Source organism: Flavobacterium sp. 245, from assembly GCF_004362055.1.
Taxonomy (GTDB): domain Bacteria; phylum Bacteroidota; class Bacteroidia; order Flavobacteriales; family Flavobacteriaceae; genus Flavobacterium.
This window is the reverse complement of record NZ_SNXB01000013.1, coordinates 23,477-42,304: the sequence shown is the minus strand read 5'-3', so window position 1 is coordinate 42,304 and position 18,828 is coordinate 23,477. Positions and strand designations below refer to the sequence as shown.

Annotated in this window: 15 protein-coding genes; 8 read left to right on the top strand and 7 right to left on the bottom strand. The window is 32.2% G+C overall.

The window, feature by feature from the left end; all coding sequences use genetic code 11:
• Nucleotides 1-16: 16 nt before the first annotated feature.
• Entirely contained in the window at nt 17-1,267 is a 1,251-nt protein-coding gene (locus EV145_RS19865; protein ID WP_133526936.1) for a cation:dicarboxylate symporter family transporter, read from the top strand.
• A 98-nt stretch (nt 1,268-1,365) separates the two neighbouring features.
• Here EV145_RS19865 and EV145_RS19860 read toward each other — a convergent pair whose 3' ends face one another.
• Complete coding sequence (locus tag EV145_RS19860; RefSeq protein WP_133526935.1) at nt 1,366-1,560, bottom strand: hypothetical protein; 195 nt, start codon at nt 1,558-1,560, stop codon at nt 1,366-1,368.
• Between the two features lie 181 nt (nt 1,561-1,741).
• On the opposite strand from EV145_RS19860, the gene EV145_RS19855 reads away from it, so the two are divergent.
• On the top strand, nt 1,742-2,287 hold the full coding sequence (locus EV145_RS19855; RefSeq protein WP_133526934.1) for a DUF3575 domain-containing protein: 546 nt from the start codon (nt 1,742-1,744) through the stop codon (nt 2,285-2,287).
• A gap of 34 nt (nt 2,288-2,321) precedes the next feature.
• Here the strand turns inward: EV145_RS19855 and EV145_RS19850 are convergent, their stop codons facing one another.
• A complete protein-coding gene (locus tag EV145_RS19850) occupies nt 2,322-3,011 on the bottom strand; it encodes a response regulator transcription factor (RefSeq protein WP_133526933.1) in 690 nt (229 codons plus the stop codon).
• A gap of 10 nt (nt 3,012-3,021) precedes the next feature.
• Entirely contained in the window at nt 3,022-4,380 is a 1,359-nt protein-coding gene (locus EV145_RS19845) for a sensor histidine kinase (RefSeq protein WP_133526932.1), read from the bottom strand.
• Nucleotides 4,381-4,653: 273 nt separating this feature from the next.
• Between EV145_RS19845 and EV145_RS19840 the strand changes: the two genes are divergently transcribed.
• Both EV145_RS19840 and EV145_RS19835 read left to right on the top strand, forming a co-directional pair.
• The gene (locus EV145_RS19840; protein ID WP_133526931.1) at nt 4,654-6,756 is read left to right on the top strand and encodes an outer membrane beta-barrel family protein; all 2,103 of its coding nucleotides are present in this window, start codon (nt 4,654-4,656) and stop codon (nt 6,754-6,756) included.
• Between the two features lie 96 nt (nt 6,757-6,852).
• Nucleotides 6,853-7,497: a hypothetical protein gene (locus EV145_RS19835; RefSeq protein ID WP_133526930.1), complete on the top strand. Its 645-nt coding sequence runs from the start codon at nt 6,853-6,855 to the stop codon at nt 7,495-7,497.
• Nucleotides 7,498-7,567: 70 nt separating this feature from the next.
• Here the strand turns inward: EV145_RS19835 and EV145_RS19830 are convergent, their stop codons facing one another.
• On the bottom strand, nt 7,568-8,173 hold the full coding sequence (locus EV145_RS19830; RefSeq protein WP_133526929.1) for an RsmD family RNA methyltransferase: 606 nt from the start codon (nt 8,171-8,173) through the stop codon (nt 7,568-7,570).
• Nucleotides 8,170-8,991 (bottom strand): DUF3822 family protein, encoded by an 822-nt coding sequence (locus EV145_RS19825; protein ID WP_133526928.1) that lies wholly within the window; start codon nt 8,989-8,991, stop codon nt 8,170-8,172. The genes EV145_RS19830 and EV145_RS19825 overlap by 4 nt, the downstream gene beginning before the upstream one ends.
• Nucleotides 8,992-9,354: 363 nt before the next feature.
• On the opposite strand from EV145_RS19825, the gene EV145_RS19820 reads away from it, so the two are divergent.
• The 4 genes from EV145_RS19820 (at nt 9,355) to kdsB (ending at nt 13,048) form a co-directional block, all read left to right on the top strand.
• On the top strand, nt 9,355-10,764 hold the full coding sequence (locus tag EV145_RS19820) for an ATP-dependent RecD-like DNA helicase (protein ID WP_133526927.1): 1,410 nt from the start codon (nt 9,355-9,357) through the stop codon (nt 10,762-10,764).
• A 39-nt stretch (nt 10,765-10,803) separates the two neighbouring features.
• Nucleotides 10,804-11,346 (top strand): hypothetical protein, encoded by a 543-nt coding sequence (locus EV145_RS19815; RefSeq protein WP_133526926.1) that lies wholly within the window; start codon nt 10,804-10,806, stop codon nt 11,344-11,346.
• Nucleotides 11,347-11,394: 48 nt separating this feature from the next.
• Nucleotides 11,395-12,225: a 4,5-DOPA dioxygenase extradiol gene (gene ygiD, locus EV145_RS19810; RefSeq protein WP_133526925.1), complete on the top strand. Its 831-nt coding sequence runs from the start codon at nt 11,395-11,397 to the stop codon at nt 12,223-12,225.
• Between the two features lie 88 nt (nt 12,226-12,313).
• Nucleotides 12,314-13,048, top strand: coding sequence for a 3-deoxy-manno-octulosonate cytidylyltransferase (gene kdsB, locus EV145_RS19805; RefSeq protein ID WP_133526924.1), 735 nt, complete (start codon nt 12,314-12,316; stop codon nt 13,046-13,048).
• A 216-nt stretch (nt 13,049-13,264) separates the two neighbouring features.
• Here the strand turns inward: kdsB and EV145_RS19800 are convergent, their stop codons facing one another.
• The gene (locus EV145_RS19800) at nt 13,265-15,676 is read right to left on the bottom strand and encodes a thiamine pyrophosphate-dependent enzyme (protein WP_133526923.1); all 2,412 of its coding nucleotides are present in this window, start codon (nt 15,674-15,676) and stop codon (nt 13,265-13,267) included.
• Between the two features lie 188 nt (nt 15,677-15,864).
• Nucleotides 15,865-18,615 (bottom strand): aminopeptidase, encoded by a 2,751-nt coding sequence (locus tag EV145_RS19795; RefSeq protein WP_133527035.1) that lies wholly within the window; start codon nt 18,613-18,615, stop codon nt 15,865-15,867.
• Nucleotides 18,616-18,828: the final 213 nt, after the last annotated feature.

Here is an 18,828-nt window from a genome sequence, read left to right as displayed (position 1 = left end):
TATCTAACTAATTTTCATGAATATTCCTGCTCCCAATTCTTTTTCAAAAACCAAAAAAAGCTTTCTTCATTCAGTTGTTACAAATCTTACTTTTTGGGTTTTAATTTCAATTATTGCTGGTGTTTTGCTCGGGCATTTTTCACCTGAAAATGGCGTGAAAATGGAATTTCTGGGCAAGAAATTTATTCAGCTTATTTCGATTTTTATTGGCCCAATTATTTTCCTGACTATTGTTTTAGGAATTTCCGGAATGGGAAATCTTAAAAAAGTAGGCCGAATTGGCGTGAAAGCTTTAGCTTACTTTGAAGTAGTTTCGACAGTCGCATTGGCTATTGGTGTTGCGGTTGCGTATTTTTTTAAACCCGGAAAAATTGACAAATCACGATTGGCAATTGGGGATGCAAGTCAGTTTACAAAAGGTGCTGCCGAACATTTTTCGTGGTTGCAGTTTTTCTTGTCCAACTTTACTTTGCAGGTTTTACTGGCAGCGATTGTTTGTGGTATTGCTTTGAATTTTTATCAAAAAAGAGAACAAACAATTTTAGTTTTAGAACGAATTTCAAATGTTGTTTTTACAGGTTTAAAATATGTAATGTATCTCGCTCCAATTGGCGCTTTTGGCGGAATGGCATACACGATTGGGAAATTTGGTTTGGCAACTTTAATTCCGCTCGGAAAATTAATGCTCTGCGTTTATTTGACAATGGCTTTGTTTGTCTTTTTGGTTTTGGGAAGCATTCTAAAATACTATAAAATCAGTATTTTTTCAATTTTAAAATACATTAAAGAAGAACTTTTACTGGTTCTCGGAACTTCGTCTTCTGAAGCTGCTTTGCCAAGTATTATGGTAAAACTGGAAAAAATGGGTTGCAGCAAATCGGTTGTGGGATTAGTAATTCCAACGGGATATTCTTTTAATCTCGACGGAACTTCGATTTATCTTTCAATGTCGGTATTATTCATAGCGCAATTGTATGATGTACATTTGAGTTTTTTCGAAATCTTAAGTGTTATCGGGATCTTGATGATTACTTCAAAAGGAGCGGCAGGTGTGACCGGAAGTGGTTTTATTGTTTTGGCTTCAACGTTGACAGCGCTTCATAAAATTCCGGTTGAAGGATTGGCATTTTTACTTGGCGTTGATAAATTTATGAGCGAAGCCCGAGCCATTACGAACTTGATTGGTAATACTGTTGCTACGATTATAATCTCAAAAACAGAAAGAGATTTTACAGAACTGAATTTAAATCCTTATTTAGAGGAATGATTTTTTAATTATGAAGGCACAAAGAAACAAAAGCCAAAAGCCCAAAGCCGTTTAAAACTTTGCATCTTAGAACCTTTGCCACTTTGCACCTCTAAAATTTAAGATTCGTCTTTTGTAGTTCGAACCAAACTGATTCCGGACATAAAAAATACGATTCCTAAAATTCCGTAAATAATTAAGGATTTTACATCTCTGGTTCCTCCACTTGTGCCGGCAAAAATCACGGCAGTATAAATAAGTCCTATAATTCCGAGGATTGTCAATAATCCGCCGAATAATCTTTTTAGGTTCATGATAATTAGATTTAAAAGTTCTATACCAAATTTATTGCTGTAATGGTTAAATATTGTTATACAATTACTTATGAAAATTATATGATTCGAAGTAATTAATTTGTAAGAAAATAATTTTGTTTTTGTGAGTTTCCTATAGTTTAAATACTATTTTTACCTAAACTAATCAATAACCTTTAGAATGAAGAAAAATTATTTTTTGTTAGCATTGCTTATCGGAGTTACATCAATTTATGCTCAAGATGAGGCCTCGGTTTCAGTTGAAAAAAATCAATTTAAAATAAATATGTTATTTCCGGGATTTGTCTATGAACACGGATTTTCTGAAAAAAATACACTTTATTCTGAAGTAGCTTTAGGTGTAGGATATCAATATAATAGCTATCACAACGACGGAAATGTATTTATTTCGCCGTTGATCACTGAGCAATTTCGTCATTATTATAATTTAGAAAAAAGAGCCGCTAAAGGAAAAAGAACTGCTTTTAACTCAGGAAATTATATTGCTGCAAATGCGATGTATAATTTTGAGTCAATCTCAACCAATGATGAATATGGAAGCTATGTACCATCATTTACCTTAGCAGCACTTTGGGGCTTGCAACGTACTTACAAAGGGAAATTCAATCTTGAATTTAGTGTTGGGCCGGGAGTGAATTTTGACAAATATGACACAGAATTTGTGCCAGTTGGAAACTTTACTTTAGGCTGGGTTATAGGAAAGTAAAACTTAAAGAAAAAAACAGAAAAACCTTGACGAATCAAGGTTTTTCTATTTTAAATTCTAAGCCAATATTACGAACACTTTCAATTTTGATTTTTGGATCTGAATTGAAATATTTTCTAAGCCTGCTGATAAAAACATCCATGCTTCGACCAGAGAAATAATCATCTTTTTTCCAGACAGACATTAAAATTTGATCTCTCTTTAGTAATTGATTATGATTTAAATACAGATATTCTATAAGGGACGCTTCCATTTCTGTGAGTTGCTGGACGTGATTTTTATTATTGAGAGTTAGTCTTTCATTATCAAAAATATACGAACCAATTTCAATTATATTATTTCCTTCCAGACTTCTTTTTTGTTCGATTCTCTTCAAAATATTCTGCAAACGCAAAACCAGTTCATCAACTTCAAAAGGTTTGACAATATAATCGTCGGCACCTAATTTTAAACCTATGATCTTGTCTTCTTTTAACTTTCTTGCCGTTAGAAAAATAAATGGAACTTCGGGATTGATTGTAATTATTTTTTCGGCCAATGAAAATCCGTCCAATACAGGCATCATTACATCAAAAACACAAATATCAAAAGTTTGATTTTTAAAATAGTCTAAAGCTATTTCGCCATTTTCTGCCCAGATTACTTCAAATTGATGCAGTTCTAAATATTGTTTTAAAATGGCTGCAAAGTCAAAATCGTCTTCAGCTAAAAGTAATTTTTTCAAAATAAGGTATTTAAACTTTTAATAATATGGTAAACTGAGTGCCTTTTCCTAAATCACTCACAACGTTAACAGAGCCGTGATGTGCTTTCACAATTTGATTCACATAATAAAGGCCTAAACCTAAACCTTTTGTGTTGTGCAGATTTCCTTGTTGTACGCGATAAAATTTTTCAAAAAGAAGTGATTGCTTGTTTTTTTCAATACCAATTCCGTCATCTTCAAAACTAATAGCAAATTGATTTTCAACTATTCGTGTTTTAACTGTAATTTTATTTGAACCGTATTTTACAGCATTTTCAAGCACATTTAAAAATGCAGTTGTTAAATGAAATTTATCTAAAATTAAAATCGTTTGCTCCGTTTGAAAATCGGTTTTGATATCGATTTTCGGAAAAGTAATTTTAAAATCGTTTACAATTGAAAGAAGAAAATCTTCGGTTTCTATCTTTTCTTTTTGTAATTCAAGGTCATTTTCTGCCAATGAATTCGCCATTACCTGATCAATCAAATTTTGAAGACGATTGTTCTGGCGCGAAATGGTATTGATAATGGAATTGAAATTTTCGTCATTGTCACGAATGTTTTTCTGTTCCAAAATTTTTGTTGAAATCCCCAAAGTCGCCAAAGGCGTTTTGAGTTCGTGGGTAATATTGTTGATAAAATCAGTTTTTACGTCGCTTACTTTTTTTTGTTTGATTAAGGCTTTGATTGCAATTACAAAAAGACCGATAAGCGTTGCAATCGAAAATAAAGACAGAATCAGAATCAACGTCATTCGTCTTAAAATGATCATTTCCCAGTCAATAACCGAAACATACATTGAATCTTCTGTCAGCAAATTATAATCTTGATTTTCAAAAGTTCCGTTTGTAGTTCCAACATAATTCCGAACTAAAAAGGCATGATTTAATGAAGCCAGATTTCCATACAATTTGTTTTGAATAAAAGGCTTTTCAGAGAAAATGGTATCGGCTTTTTTTGCGTTTTTATATAAAATGAATTTGTTTAGTACGATTGCAAAATCTATTTTGAAATTTGGAAGGTCTCTTTCGAATTTAAGCTTGATTCTTTGCGTTAAAATGTTTTGATATTCATTGCCTAAAATCCCTTTTTTGACATCTATTTTATTGTTTTTTCCCTGAATATATTTTTCTGATAAATCCTTGTAAAGTGCCTCTTTTTTAGAAACTAAAACCGAATCAATATCACTATAATTATTGGTGATTTGAGCAATTTCATTTTTAATCTGTGCATGAAATTCGGCTACTTTATAATCGTAGGACGTTTTTACCAAATAGCATTGTACGGTCGTTAACACAATAAGTGCTACGACAGAAAAAGCGATTAATAAATTGATTTTGTGTTTCATTTTTTATTTGAAATTATGGGTCGCAGATGAAGCGGATTAAACGGATTTCCGCTGGTTTGCTTTCTTTTTTTTTACCAATTCACTAAAAATTAATCTGTGTAAATCAGTTTCATCCGTAAAATCAGTGTGCCAATTTTCTCCACCCAAAAATAATGCTTTTGCAACATAAAAAAGCCATTAACCGCGCATTAACCTACAATTAACCTTCAGAACTTTTTTTTAGAACCACTTTTGCACTTTCTCAAATCAAAATAATCTAAAAATTGTTTTTATATGCCTTTAAAAATTCTAGTTCTAATTATGCTTTTTTTGTTTTCCTTTCTTGCAAATGCACAAAATGAAACGCCAAAAGATTCGACTTCAACTCATTTGAATGAAGTTGTAATAAGTCAAAACAAAAAGACTTTTACAAATTCAAACGGAAACATTAAGGTTGATGTTGCAAATTCAATTTACAATTCAATTCCAAATCCAATTGATTTGCTTGCAAAACTGCCAGCTGTACAAGTCAGTTCAGATCGTGAAAAAATTACAGTTGTCGGAAAAGGAAGCCCGCTTATTTATATCGACAATCAAAAAGTGACGATGAACGATTTGAATGCTTTGGCTGTCGCTGATATTAAAACTATTGAAATTATTCAGAATCCATCTGCTAAATATGAAGCTGAAGGGCGTGCCATAATTTTAATTACTAGAAAACTGAGTAAAAAAGAAGGTTTTAAAACTGAAATTTCTGAAATAGCTTCTTTCAAAAAGAACTTCAATAATTACTTAGGATTTAACTCCAATTTCAAGAAAAATAAGATTGAATGGAAAGCTAATTTTAATTATAATCGCTTGAATCCTTGGGAAAGCCATAGTATTAATTATCAAATTCCAAATCCTGATATCGCTTCTGTATATGATGTTTCGGCCAATACAAAAAGAAAACAATTTGTTTTTGGAGGCAGACTATTTTACAAAATAAATGAAGATGATTATTTTTCGTTTAATATCAGCAGTAAACTACAAACGGATGTTTTTCCGATTAATACTTTGACGGAAAATAAAAATAAAGAAGAAGAAAATAATGTCGTTACTTACAGCGACAACGAAGGGAAAAAGAATTTTATAAACTCATTTTTGAATTACTCTAAGAAAATAAAATCTATTGGGGCGCAGGTTTTTACAGGATTGCAGTATTCTAATTTTAATCAAACATCGTGGAGTCAGGTGCAGAATAATTTTAATATGACGGAATTTGAATTGGCTCAAATTAGGGATCAAAAATTCAAAGTAAATGTTTTTTCAGGAAGAGTTGATTTAGAGAAAAAGTTCAAAAATGAAATGAAACTGGAAGCAGGCGGGTTGTATTCGTCTGCAAATTCAAAGTCGGATATTGATATTTATTATTATAAGACCAATACAAATGAAATAAGTAATTATAATTTTAAAGAAGAAAATTTAGCAGGATATAGTCAGCTTTCTGGAAAAATTAAGAAAGTTGATTTTTCAATTGGAATTAGAGTTGAAAATACAAATGTCCTCGGAAAATTTGAATCAGAATTATTGCCTTTAGTTGATAAAAACTACACTAATTTCTTTCCGAAAGCGCAATTCACATTTACAATAGACAGTACAAAAAGTGTTAGTTTTAATTATGCTAAAAGCATTACAAGACCCAATTATTCTTCATTAAGTCAAGGAGCAACTTATATCAATCCGTACTTTTTATATTCGAGAAATGTTTTTCTTAATCCAACAATTATTGATGAAGTTTCGACAACTTTTCAATATCATGATAAATCGGTAAGGTTAAGTTTTACTAAAGCAAAAGATCCTGTTTATAGTAGTTTTTCGTTTGATGATCAAAATAATATAATGACTTTTAAGGACATAAATTTTGATAAATCATCTGGTTTTTCCGCCGATTTTACATTACCATTTACCTATAAATTTTGGACAATGACAAACTCTTTGATTTTTATTTTAGAAAAAGTGGAAGATAAATCTGCAGCTTTTCTGGCTACTAAACCGTATTTATATTACACCTCAAATAACGAATTTAAACTTCCAGAAGGATATTCCGTTGTTTTGAATTTTTGGGGTTTAACAAAACAATACAATGGCGTTTTTGAAACAAGCCGAAGATTTGTTGTTGACATTGCGGCTTCAAAAATCTTCTTTAAAAATTGGAATTGTACTTTAAGCTGTAATAATATTTTTAAGAATGTAGTTCAAAGCGAAAATTTTACGTTCAATAATATTAGCTCAAATTCGAGATATGTAGTTGATAGTCATGAGGTGTCAATCGCTATTAAATATTCTTTCGGAAAAATAAAAGAAAGCCAATTCAAAGAAAAAAATATTGATGAAAATGAAAGTAGAGTGCGATAAAACTGAAATGATTTTTTTAAGCTTATTCTTATAGATTTTGAAAAAAAGTAACGTTCTTTAGCTTGTAATTAAAAGAATAGAAATCTAAAAAAGAATATGAAAAAAAGAATACTTACTGCTTTGTTTTTATTGAGTTTTGTTTTCGCTAATTCGCAGATTGTGAAACCTTTTGTTGGTGGCGGTGTTTATATTCATTCCGATTTTGAAAATTCAGGCTTTTTAAGCTTAAGATCTGGAGCTGAATTTAATGCGAGCAAATACATAAAACCTGAAATTGAAATTAGCGGTTTAATTGGAAGTCTGGAATCTAGCAGTAAGCTTGATGCTAATAATGTAATGGTTGCTGAAATTTCAAGATCGGTATCTGCGGTTAATTTTAGTTTTTGCCCAAAAATTATTCTTGGCAACGAATTAGTTTCGTATTTTGAAATTCTTCCAAAGTATTCTATTTCAACTATTGAAGCTCACAAAAATTCTTATAATTATACTAACGGCAATTTTGTCTCTAGTAAAATGGAAATTGCAAAAGAATGGAGTCAGTCTATCGGTATTGGGATTGGCTATTGTTTTAATTTTTCTGATGAGTACTCGGATGCTATGAGTCTTATTTTAGATTTTCAGAATGTCGATCTCGGAAAACCATTAAATAAATTAAGTCCGAACGCCAGTCGCGTTGATACAAAATGGACATTAGGTTTTGGCATTAACTATTATTTTAATTTGAGAAAGAAGAAGTTTTAGAATCAGAAGTAAAAACAAAAAATCCCATGAATTTCATGGGATTTTTTTATAACCTAAAAAATAAGAATAATTAACCTTCGTCTTCCTCTGTAATTTTTATTGGAGAATCTCCAGGAAGTTCTTCATCATCATCGGTTGAATTTAATTCGAAGAAACTGAAAAAAGAACCTCCGTAACTTTTCTGAAAAGAAAAATTACTTAAATGATCTAGTTTAGTGTATTTAGAATGCTCAATAATCATCATTCCGTCTTCGTGAAGCAAATCTTTTTCAAAAACAGTCACTACTATTTTTTCAAAAGTTGCCTGATCTAATCCGTAAGGAGGATCGGCAAAAACAATGTCGTATGAAGTTTTGCAGTTTTCTAAAAATTTAAAAACATCACTTTTAGTCGCCGCAATATCAAAATCATATTCTGATGAAACTTGCTTGATGAATTTTACGCATCCAAAATCACCATCTACCGAGGTAATTGGCGCGCTTCCGCGTGAAGCAAATTCATAACTGATGTTTCCGGTTCCTGAAAATAAATCTAAAACCTTTAAGCTGTCAAAACTAAAATGATTGTTCAAAACATTAAACAATGCTTCTTTGCTCATATCAGTTGTTGGTCGTACAGGAAGATTTTTTGGTGGAAAAATTCGGCGGCCTTTGTGTTTTCCTGAAATGATTCTCATGATTGGAATAAGATATAATGTTTTTTATTTTCTGTTAAAGAGAAGCTGTTTTTTTGCTGTAAAGTGCTTACATCCATGAAGGATATATTACGAATGTATTTATACGCAATGGCATAAAACGGATCGTTCTGGTCTATTGTGCCCAATAACTCGAGTGGGAAAATCTCTGGATTTAAGTTCGACTGTTCGGCAGTAAATAGTAGGTAATATATGAAATCTTCAGGGGTTTGATATTCGAAAGAATTGAAAAAAAGCAGTTTTTGATTCTGAACCACAATAACCTCAAACTGGCCAGGATTAAAATTGACCACCATTTTCTTATCGTCATTGTTTCTTGAATTGTCTAAGATTTTTTCGACCAAAATGCTGTTTGCATGTTTGTAGTCAAAAGATCCAACATTATCAATCAAAAAATTATTGATATTCACATACGGAATATAAACAGAATTCATTTGATAATTGGGAATTTCATCAAAAGTAAAAAAATCCGTTTCAAAAACTTTTGTGTTGTATTGCAAATAACTTCCTAGATATTCTTCATCAAACAAAGCTGTTGGAACAAAAGTCGACAGATTGTTAGTATGAATAACCATTACTTCATCATAAGTATCTTTTAAAGGCGGATTATTCTTAAAAGCTTCGGTAAAAAGATCTTCAATTTTAGTGCTTTTGTTTGAAGTGTCGAACTTTATTTCTTTGTACGAAGTAATAATATTATTTAAAGTATCAAAACAACAAAATGAAAATCCAGTCAGGGAAACCTGAATAGAAAGCTTTTTGTAATTTTTGGAAGTAATGTTAGTATTTTGCAATGACATATTTGATTTACAATTCGTTACCTGTTTTTTAATCAAGAAAGAATTTAAGGCGACCACAAACTTACAAATTAAAAAGGAACAATAATAATTGCAATTTCAAAAAACGTTTTCAAAAACATTTTAAAGTATCGTTAAGTTTTCTTTACCATTTAAATTTGCAAATAAAGGAACTCAAATTTTAATAACTATATAACTTATATAAGTTCATAAAGCAAAGAACTCAATAGTAAACTTTAGTTTTCTTGCATTACTTCAATGAGTTTTCAATTTTAAAGATTAAACTTGAATTTTCTTATATGACTTATATGGTTATAATTGATTTTGCGATTAAAAAAGACGAACTTTGTATGACAATTTTACCTTATGACTTCAACATTGTTTTACAGCGTTTTACAAAAAAGATTCCCTTTTGCACCTACTTACAAACAAGATATATTTTTTCAAAAAATTGCTATTTTTTTGACCGAACCTCAAAACGATACCATTTTTGTATTGAAAGGATATGCCGGAACGGGAAAAACAACGGTGATTTCGACTATTGTAAATAATCTTGGAGAAATTAATAAAAAGTTTGTTTTGCTTGCGCCAACGGGCCGTGCGGCAAAAGTGATTTCGAATTATTCAAATACTGCTGCTTTTACAATTCATAAAAAAATATATTTTCCTAAAAAATCATCAGGTGGAGGTGTGGCTTTTACAAAACAGGTAAATAAACATAAAAACACCATTTTTATCGTCGATGAAGCTTCGATGATTTCAGACAGCTCTCTGGACAGTGGTTCGCTTCTTGACGATTTGATTAATTATGTGTATTCTGGAGTCAATTGTAAAATGATTCTTTTAGGAGATACTGCGCAGTTGCCACCAGTGAATTTAGATATTTCGCCAGCGCTTGATATTCAAACTTTAGGTGTTCATTATGATAAAGAAGTAGAACATATCGAATTAGATGAAGTAATGCGTCAGGAAGAAAGTTCAGGAATTTTATTCAATGCGACAGAGTTACGTGAATTATTGAAAGAAAGCTTTATTACCGAATTTAAATTCAATGTAAAAAAGTTTAAAGACATTGTTCGTTTAAGCGACGGTTACGATATTCAGGATGCTATAAACACTGCTTACAGCAATTATAGTATTGAAGATACGGCGTTTATTGTTCGTTCAAATAAACGTGCAAACCAATACAATGAACAAATCCGAACCCGAATTTTATTTAAAGAAAGCGAACTTTCTGTTGGTGATTTTTTAATGGTTGTCAAAAACAATTATTTCTGGCTTAAAGAAACTGATGAAGCTGGATTTATTGCCAATGGAGATATTATCGAAGTTCTGGAAATGTTCGGAATTAAAGAATTGTACGGATTTACTTTTGCGAAAGTAAAAATAAGAATGGTCGATTATCCAAATCAAAAACCTTTTGAAACGGTTTTGCTTTTGGATACCATAAAAAGTGAATCTCCGTCTTTAACTTACGAAGAATCAAACCGTTTGTATGAAGAAGTAATGAAAGATTATGAAGATGAACCAACAAAATACAAGAGGTTTCAAAAGGTAAAAGAGAATGAATATTTTAACGGATTACAAGTAAAATTCTCTTACGCGATTACCTGCCATAAATCACAAGGAGGACAGTGGGATACCGTTTTTATCGAACAGCCTTATTTGCCAAATGGAATTGATCGCGATTATATCAGATGGCTTTACACGGCTATGACGCGTGCCAAAAATAAATTATATTTGATAGGATTTAAGGACGAGAGTTTTGAGGAATGATTGTGTTTGCCACGAATTTCACGAATTAGCACGAATTTTATGAAAAGAACCATATTGATTGTTTTGTTGTTATTGATGATAAGTTGTGATAAGAAACAAGAAGGTGAAAAAGTAGCTTTAAAAAATAAAACAGTAGTTTTTTTCGATCCGCTCTCTTTAGGAGCTTCAGGTGTAGACGCCAATTTAAAAATTACTGCTTATTTTAGTGAATGTGGAGAATGGGGAGGTCATCATGAGGATCTAAAGATATTTTCAAAAGAAGGAAATTACAAAGACCAATTTTTGAATTATAGAAAAACAAATATTGATTGTGATAATCGCGATTCAAAAGGAAGAAATATAGAAACTGTAGTTGTTCAAAAAACAATAAAACTTACTGAACCGAATAAGAAATCTTTAATTGCATATATGAAAAGAATGATTGAATCAAAGGTTCAAGAAAGATTCCCAGGCCACGCGGGTGATCAGTTTTCAATATTAAATGCTGATTCAACTTTTGTAATTGAAGTTTATGATAAAGATTCAAATAATGTGAGAAGTTATAATCAGCTATTGACTGAATTAAGACTTCATAAAAAGTAATTTGTGTTAATTCGTGAAATTCGTGGCGAAAGAAAAAATATTTTTACAATGACAACACTAAATGATTTACATTCGATTTCGTCTACGTTTTCGAATACAGATAAAATGCCGGTTCTATTTTTAGGACATGGCAGTCCGATGAATGCAATTGAAGAAAATCAGTTTGTGGCTCGTTTTCGTGAGTTGGCTAAAACTTTGCCACAGCCAAATGCTATTTTATGTATTTCGGCACATTGGTTTACAAAAGGAACAAAAGTTACTTCGATGGAAATGCCAAGAACCATTCATGATTTTGGAGGTTTTCCGCAGGCACTTTTTGATGTTCAATATCCCGCAAAAGGAAGTCCGGAATTGGCTTTGGAAACAAAAAAAATATTAGATCCAATTCAGGTCGAATTAGACGAACACTGGGGTCTAGATCACGGCGCGTGGAGTGTCATTAAGCATTTATATCCAAATGCCGATGTTCCGGTAATTCAGTTAAGTATTGATTATACAAAATCGGGTCAATATCATTTTGAACTGGCTCAGAAACTTCAATCATTGCGACATAAAGGCGTTTTAATTGTTGGAAGCGGGAATATCGTTCACAATTTGCGTTTAGTTGATTTTAGGAATTTTGATAAAGACAATTACGGCTACGATTGGGCGATTGAAGCCAGAGAAACGGTAAACAATTATTTATTGGATGGAAATTTTCAGCCTTTGATAGATTTCGAAAAAATGAGCAAGGCTGTTCAGATTGCAATTCCAACACCGGATCATTATTTGCCTTTATTGTATACTTTAGGTTTAAAGGAAAAATCAGAAGAACTAAGTTTGTTTAATGATAAATTATTGGCGGGTTCTTTAAGTATGACCTCGGTAAAAATTATGTAAAAACTTTGTGGAACTCTTTGCAATTCTTTGTGCAACTTTGCGTAATAACTATACTACAGAGATTCTCAGAAAAAAAATATAAGATAATATGAAAATAATAGCGGTAATTCCGGCACGATATGCATCAACACGTTTTCCTGCAAAACTAATGCAGGATTTGGGAGGCAAAACAGTAATTTTAAGAACGTATGAAGCCTCAGTAGCAACAAATTTATTTGACGATGTTTTTGTCGTAACCGATTCTGATTTAATTTTTGATGAAATTGTTTCCAATGGCGGAAAAGCAATTATGAGCATCAAAGAACACGAATCTGGAAGCGATCGAATTGCAGAAGCTGTTGCCAATCTTGATGTTGATATCGTGGTAAATGTGCAAGGTGATGAACCTTTTACAGAAGCAGGACCTTTAGAGCAGGTTTTATCTGTTTTTAAAAATGATGAAGCTAAAAAGATTGATTTGGCTTCGCTGATGCGTGAAATCACAGATGAAGATGAAATCAACAATCCAAATAATGTGAAAGTGGTTGTGGATCAATCGCAGTTTGCATTGTATTTTTCAAGATCTGTAATTCCGTATCCGAGGGATAAAGATGTTGGTGTTCGTTACTTTCAGCATATCGGAATTTATGCTTTTAGAAAACAAGCTTTATTAGATTTTTACAGCCTTCCTATGAAGTCTTTAGAAGCTTCTGAGAAGCTAGAGCAACTTCGTTATTTAGAGTTCGGAAAACGTATTAAAATGGTCGAAACAACGCATGTTGGAATTGGTATTGATACGGCTGAGGATTTAGAGAAGGCGAGAATGATGCTGAAGGATATCTAGTCTCTTAAATTGAACGCGGATGAAACGGATTCGCTTTCGCGAAAGCGCGGATTTATACGGATTTTTTTGCGTCTGTCAGGCTGAGCGGAGTCGAAGCCCGCGTTCCAATTGGAGTGCCTTCGACTTCGCTCAGGATGACAAAAATGAGGATAAAAGAAAAGCTCCAAATCAATTACGATTTGGAGCTTTTCTTTTATCTAAAACATTCTAAAATCCTTAGTACAAACTAGGAAATTTAGAAGGATTAACTTCATTCATCATGCTATACACTTTCTCGAAAATATCTTCGGCAGAAGGTTTTGAGAAATAATCGCCGTCAGTTCCGTATGCTGGTCTGTGGGCTTTTGCAGCAAGCGTTTGTGGTTTGCTGTCAAGATATTTGTAAGCATCTTGTTCTTCTAGAATTTGCTGTAAAATATAAGCAGAAGCTCCACCTGGAACATCCTCGTCAATTACTAAAAGACGATTTGTTTTTGCAATACTTTTTACAATATCTTTATTTATGTCAAACGGAAGAAGTGATTGAATATCGATAACTTCACAATCGATTCCTAAGTCTAATAATTCGTTCGCCGCTTGTTGAACCAGTCTTAAAGTTGATCCGTAAGAAACTAAAGTAATATCTGAACCTTCTTTCATGGTTTCAATTACTCCAATTGGCGTTTTAAATTCACCAAAATTCAATGGCGCTTTTTCTTTTAAACGGTAACCATTTAAACATTCAATTACTAAAGCCGGTTCGTCACACTCTAAAAGTGTGTTGTAGAATCCTGCCGCTTGTGTCATGTCTCTCGGAACTAAAACGTGAATACCGCGAATCGCATTGATAATCATTCCCATTGGAGAACCAGAATGCCAGATACCTTCTAAACGGTGCCCGCGTGTTCTGATAATTAATGGCGCTTTTTGTTTTCCAACCGTTCTATATTGTAAAGTAGCCAAATCATCACTCATGATTTGGATTGCATATAATAAGTAATCTAAATACTGAATTTCAGCAATTGGGCGCAAGCCTCTTAAAGCCATTCCAATTCCTTGTCCAATAATAGTGGCTTCGCGAATTCCAACATCGGCAACACGAAGTTCACCGTATTTTTCCTGCATGCCTTCTAAACCTTGGTTTACGTCACCAATGTTTCCAACATCTTCGCCAAAAATTAAAGTTTCTGGATATTTAGCAAATAAAGCATCAAAGTTATCACGCAAAAGCATTCTTCCATCAATGTCGGCTTTCGTATTATCTCCGTATTCAGGAAGTACTTTTTGAACCGAAAAAACATTTTTATCTGAATCCGAATGTAAATTACTGCTGAATTTTTCCTGAGTTTCATTTAAAAATTGGGTAATCCAAGCTCTTAAAATCACTTTGCTGTTTGGAACTTCGATAAAACGAAGAATCTTTCTCGCATAAACCAATAATTCCTTTTTAAGCGGTGCTTTAATCGCACTTAATTCCGAAATATATTTTCTGATTCTGTCTTTGTGGTTGATACTTGCTTCTGCAATTTGTTCCAATAAAGCCAAAAGGTTGTTTTGTTCCTCAATAATAGGATTAATGAAGGAATTCCAAGCCTCTTTTTTAGCTTCAAGAACTTCTTTTTTCAATTGGAAATCAATTTCTGCAAGTTCTTCTGGTGATGCAATATTAATTGCAATCATCCACAAACGCATTTGGCGAATACAGTCAAAATCTCTTTCCCAAGCTAGTCTTTCTCCATTTTTATAACGTTCGTGTGAACCAGAAGTAGAGTGACCTTGTGGTTGTGTTAATTCATTTACGTGAATTAAAACCGGAATATGTTCTTCACGCGCGATTTGTCCGGCTCTTTCATATGTTGAAACCAGTTCAGCATAATCCCATCCTTTTACTCTAAAAATATCATAACCTTTAGAATCTTCGTCACGCTGATATCCTTTCAGGATTTCAGAAATGTTTTCTTTTGTAGTTTGATGTCTGGCGTGAACCGAAATTCCGTATTCATCATCCCAAACGCTCATTACCATCGGAACCTGTAAAACTCCAGCGGCATTTATCGTTTCAAAAAACAAACCTTCAGATGTACTTGCATTTCCTATAGTTCCCCAGGCAACTTCATTTCCGTTTACAGTAAATTTATCTTTGATGGTAATTCCGTCAACATTTCTGTAAATTTTTGATGCCTGTGCTAATCCCAATAATCTTGGCATTTGTCCGGCTGTAGGTGATATATCTGAACTTGAATTTTTTTGTTTTGTTAAGTCTTTCCACGACCCGTCTTCGTTTAAACTGTGCGTTACAAAGTGTCCGCCCATTTGTCTTCCGGCAGACATTGGATCAAAATCCAAATCGGTGTGGCCATATAAACCAGCGAAAAATTGTTTTGGAGTAAGCTCGCCAATTGCCATCATAAAAGTCTGATCGCGATAGTAGCCAGAACGAAAGTCACCGTTTTTAAAAGCTTTTGCCATAGCAAGCTGCGGCACTTCTTTTCCGTCTCCAAATATGCCAAATTTGGCTTTTCCTGTTAATACTTCTTTACGACCTAAAAGACTACATTCACGGCTAGTTACTGCAATTCTGTAGTCGTTCAATACCTCAGTTTTGAAATCTTCAAATGTCAAAGTAGTATTGTTTTTTTCTTTTATCATAATCTTTAATGGTCATGTTTAGACTGCGAAATTACTTAAAAACAATCAATAATCATAATTCTTTAAAATAAATATAATTTAATTATCTGTATTTAAAATCAAAAAACTACGTATTTTATTTATGTGATTTTTAGTTAAAAATGTATTTTTATGATAATAATGTAACTTTTTGTTTAAAATTTATTTGATTAGAACCATTTTCTAGTAAAAAGATTAACTAATGTTTTTGGGGCAAATGTGATAACAAATCGTATTTTTTCGTTGTATTTGCTTTGTGAAATTTCCCAACCGTTATTAGAATACACCGGAAAATAAAGTTCAAAATAATCAGGAACCAAATTTAAACGAATACCGCTGTCATAAGCAAAAAAAGCTGTTTGATGCTTATTTTTCAAAAATCCAACATCTCCATAAACTTCAATCCAATTCCAAATTGCGTAACTCGCATTTAAAGTTGTCATCCATTGATTGGCATATGAAGGTTCTAACTGTGACTTAAAACCACCTTCGGCAATTACGTACTGCTGACTGAAAAATCCAGTAGATTCAGATCTTCCAAAAAGATTATAATCAAATAAATAATCAGTTGGTCTGTCTAAACCAAAACTGAAATAATCTGAATTTGTTGTATTATAAAGGAATGTTCCTGCGTATAATCGTAAATTTAATTTATGATTGTTTTCAAATAAACGTCTGTATTCTACTTCTCCAGAAAGCTTTCCAAAATCTCCTGAAAACTGAATATCATTCATATAACTAAAATGATTAACCAATTCGGTTTTTGTATTGGAATAACGCGCGTTAAAAATGGAATAATTTGGTTTTGAATTATCAGTAATATAATCACTTGCCTCGCGATTTACAATTACTTGGCGAAACATAATAAGCTGTTTTCTGTTGTCTCTAAAGTTTTCTTCACGTATGCGAAGCTGCACCATTGGGTTTAATCTTAAGTAAGTTGCATCTGGCGCATAATGAAAATAATTTTGACTGATTGAATATCGAACATTAAAAAGGGTGCTGTTTCGATAGTATTGGTTCCAAGAAAATGCCGAAGAACCAGATATGGTTTGTGCTTTAATAGAATAAGCCGGATTAATATCAAAGGTAAACGGCTTGTCTAAAATGGTTTTGTTATGAAAACGAATTCCCGGCGTGATACCATCATAATAATTATAGGTTAAAGTCGGAATGTATAAAATCTGATTGTAATAAGGATCTTCTAGGTCTTTGGCAAAATTAAATTTAATAGGACGATTTGTAATTGCAATTGTTTTTAGAGATTTCCAGTTATTGCGCTGATTGTATTCTGGAACTTCATTATCATAATTCAAGACTAATTTATCGGCATTTTTTCGAGTAAATTGATAAATCGAATCATTGTTTTTTGGTTCAATCCATTCTTTAAAAACAACTTCATTTTTTTTAATTCCATAAACGGGAATTGGCGCATAAACTCCGGTTACATTTTTGATTGAAAACTGAACAGAGTCTTTGGTTCTTGAAACATCGGTAAATCTAAAATCAATAATGTCGCGTGATTCAATAATAGTTTTAAAAAACCAATCAATGTTTTTTGTGCTATTTTGGGTTAGTATTTTTTCAAAATCATATCGATTCGTTTGTTGTGTTTTATTCAAAGTATAAAATTCCTGAACACTTTCTGGAACAATATTATGATTTAAATAATCGTCTAAATAACTCAAGCTCAAACCAGCGCGATATTTGCTTGCGATTTGTTCGTTGAATTTAATTAATGTATTTTTTGGATCACCAAGTGGCTGATCTAAATTTTTTCGAGCCATCAGCATATAATAATAGCTGTATTGCTCATTAAAAGTCAAGTTAGTAATGTTGTAACTTTTAAAAAGTTTCATGTCCGAAAGCTTGCCAAGCATTTTTTGATCTAAATGGTGTTCTTCCATATATTTCATCATGGCATAAATCTGAATTCCATCATAAATCCAGTTGTCTTTTCTTGGATTCATGCGAAGACTAGTTTTTAAATAATTGCTCAGATATGTTTTCAGAAAAGTAATTTCGAACATAAATTCATCTGAAAACGGACTAATAAACGACGGCAACTGATTAAGTCCGTAAAAAGGATTTCGATCATAATCTGCCTGAGAAACTGTAATCTTTGCGTGCGGGTATTTCCCAATAAATTCATTTGCAAAAGAGGCCACTCTGTCAATGACCAGCGCGCGTTGAATTTCGTTCAGTTTTTTTGTTTTTAAGTCAGAAACTACTTCGATAGAACCATTTGAATAAGTTCTGAAACTGTTCTGTTTTTCAATAAACAAATTAAAATCGGTTCTGTCACTTCCTGAAAAAGTGTACGTACTAAAAGCAGGATTTGAGTCGTCTTTTGAAACCGAATTCAAATCAGTGCTGATTGAATAATTTGCAGGAAGTTTTATTTCAAGCTCATAATTGACAGCGGCATTGGCAATATCATCGAGATTGAAATTATTATTTTTTACAAAACGGTGATTTTCAAATCGGGCAGGGCTTAAAAACCAGTTTTTTAAGTTCATGCCACCATTTTGATCAAAACCATAATGTGTAAATTTTGCACTAGGTATTTTAGAAATATAAGTAAGATGCAAATCTATTTTTTCGCCCGGACGAAGTTTTCTATTTAATTTTACAACAATAAAATCAGGATTTTTTTCTGTTCTTTCCCATTCCAGTGCCGTATTATCAGAATCGGTCAGGTTTAAAATTGTTGTATTGCCTCTTTCTTCGGGTTTGGCAACATGAAAACCTCTGTAAAATTCATCCGAAAAGCGTTTTGCCAAAGGCGTATTTTTGTCTGAAAAAGCATTGTTCCAGTCATTCAAAACAATTGAAATCAACGAATCGTTTGAAGTATTGTAATAGGTAATATCCTGTTTGACATTTAGTGTTTTAAGTTCAAGATTCACCGCCACTTCCATCTTAGATTGATGTTGTGCGTATTGTTTTATTGAACTTAATAAAACTAAAATGAAGAATATAACTTTATAAAATGATTTCAAGGATGGCTTAGAAATTAAGGGATATACTTAAGTTACGAGCTTAATGTTGTTTTGGTTTTTTGTAAAAATAACATAAAAAAAGCTGTTTAAAAAAAACAGCTTTCAATTTTTATATTTTAACCATATAAGCAA

Coding starts and splice junctions, on each gene's coding strand:
- EV145_RS19865 (WP_133526936.1), top strand. CDS start 17: ATGAATATTCCTGCTCCCAATTCTTTTTCAAAAACCAAAAAAAGCTTT.
- EV145_RS19860 (WP_133526935.1), bottom strand. CDS start 1,560: ATGAACCTAAAAAGATTATTCGGCGGATTATTGACAATCCTCGGAATT.
- EV145_RS19855 (WP_133526934.1), top strand. CDS start 1,742: ATGAAGAAAAATTATTTTTTGTTAGCATTGCTTATCGGAGTTACATCA.
- EV145_RS19845 (WP_133526932.1), bottom strand. CDS start 4,380: ATGAAACACAAAATCAATTTATTAATCGCTTTTTCTGTCGTAGCACTT.
- EV145_RS19840 (WP_133526931.1), top strand. CDS start 4,654: ATGCCTTTAAAAATTCTAGTTCTAATTATGCTTTTTTTGTTTTCCTTT.
- EV145_RS19835 (WP_133526930.1), top strand. CDS start 6,853: ATGAAAAAAAGAATACTTACTGCTTTGTTTTTATTGAGTTTTGTTTTC.
- EV145_RS19830 (WP_133526929.1), bottom strand. CDS start 8,173: ATGAGAATCATTTCAGGAAAACACAAAGGCCGCCGAATTTTTCCACCA.
- EV145_RS19825 (WP_133526928.1), bottom strand. CDS start 8,991: ATGTCATTGCAAAATACTAACATTACTTCCAAAAATTACAAAAAGCTT.
- EV145_RS19820 (WP_133526927.1), top strand. CDS start 9,355: ATGACTTCAACATTGTTTTACAGCGTTTTACAAAAAAGATTCCCTTTT.
- EV145_RS19815 (WP_133526926.1), top strand. CDS start 10,804: ATGAAAAGAACCATATTGATTGTTTTGTTGTTATTGATGATAAGTTGT.
- ygiD (WP_133526925.1), top strand. CDS start 11,395: ATGACAACACTAAATGATTTACATTCGATTTCGTCTACGTTTTCGAAT.
- kdsB (WP_133526924.1), top strand. CDS start 12,314: ATGAAAATAATAGCGGTAATTCCGGCACGATATGCATCAACACGTTTT.
- EV145_RS19800 (WP_133526923.1), bottom strand. CDS start 15,676: ATGATAAAAGAAAAAAACAATACTACTTTGACATTTGAAGATTTCAAA.
- EV145_RS19795 (WP_133527035.1), bottom strand. CDS start 18,615: ATGGAAGTGGCGGTGAATCTTGAACTTAAAACACTAAATGTCAAACAG.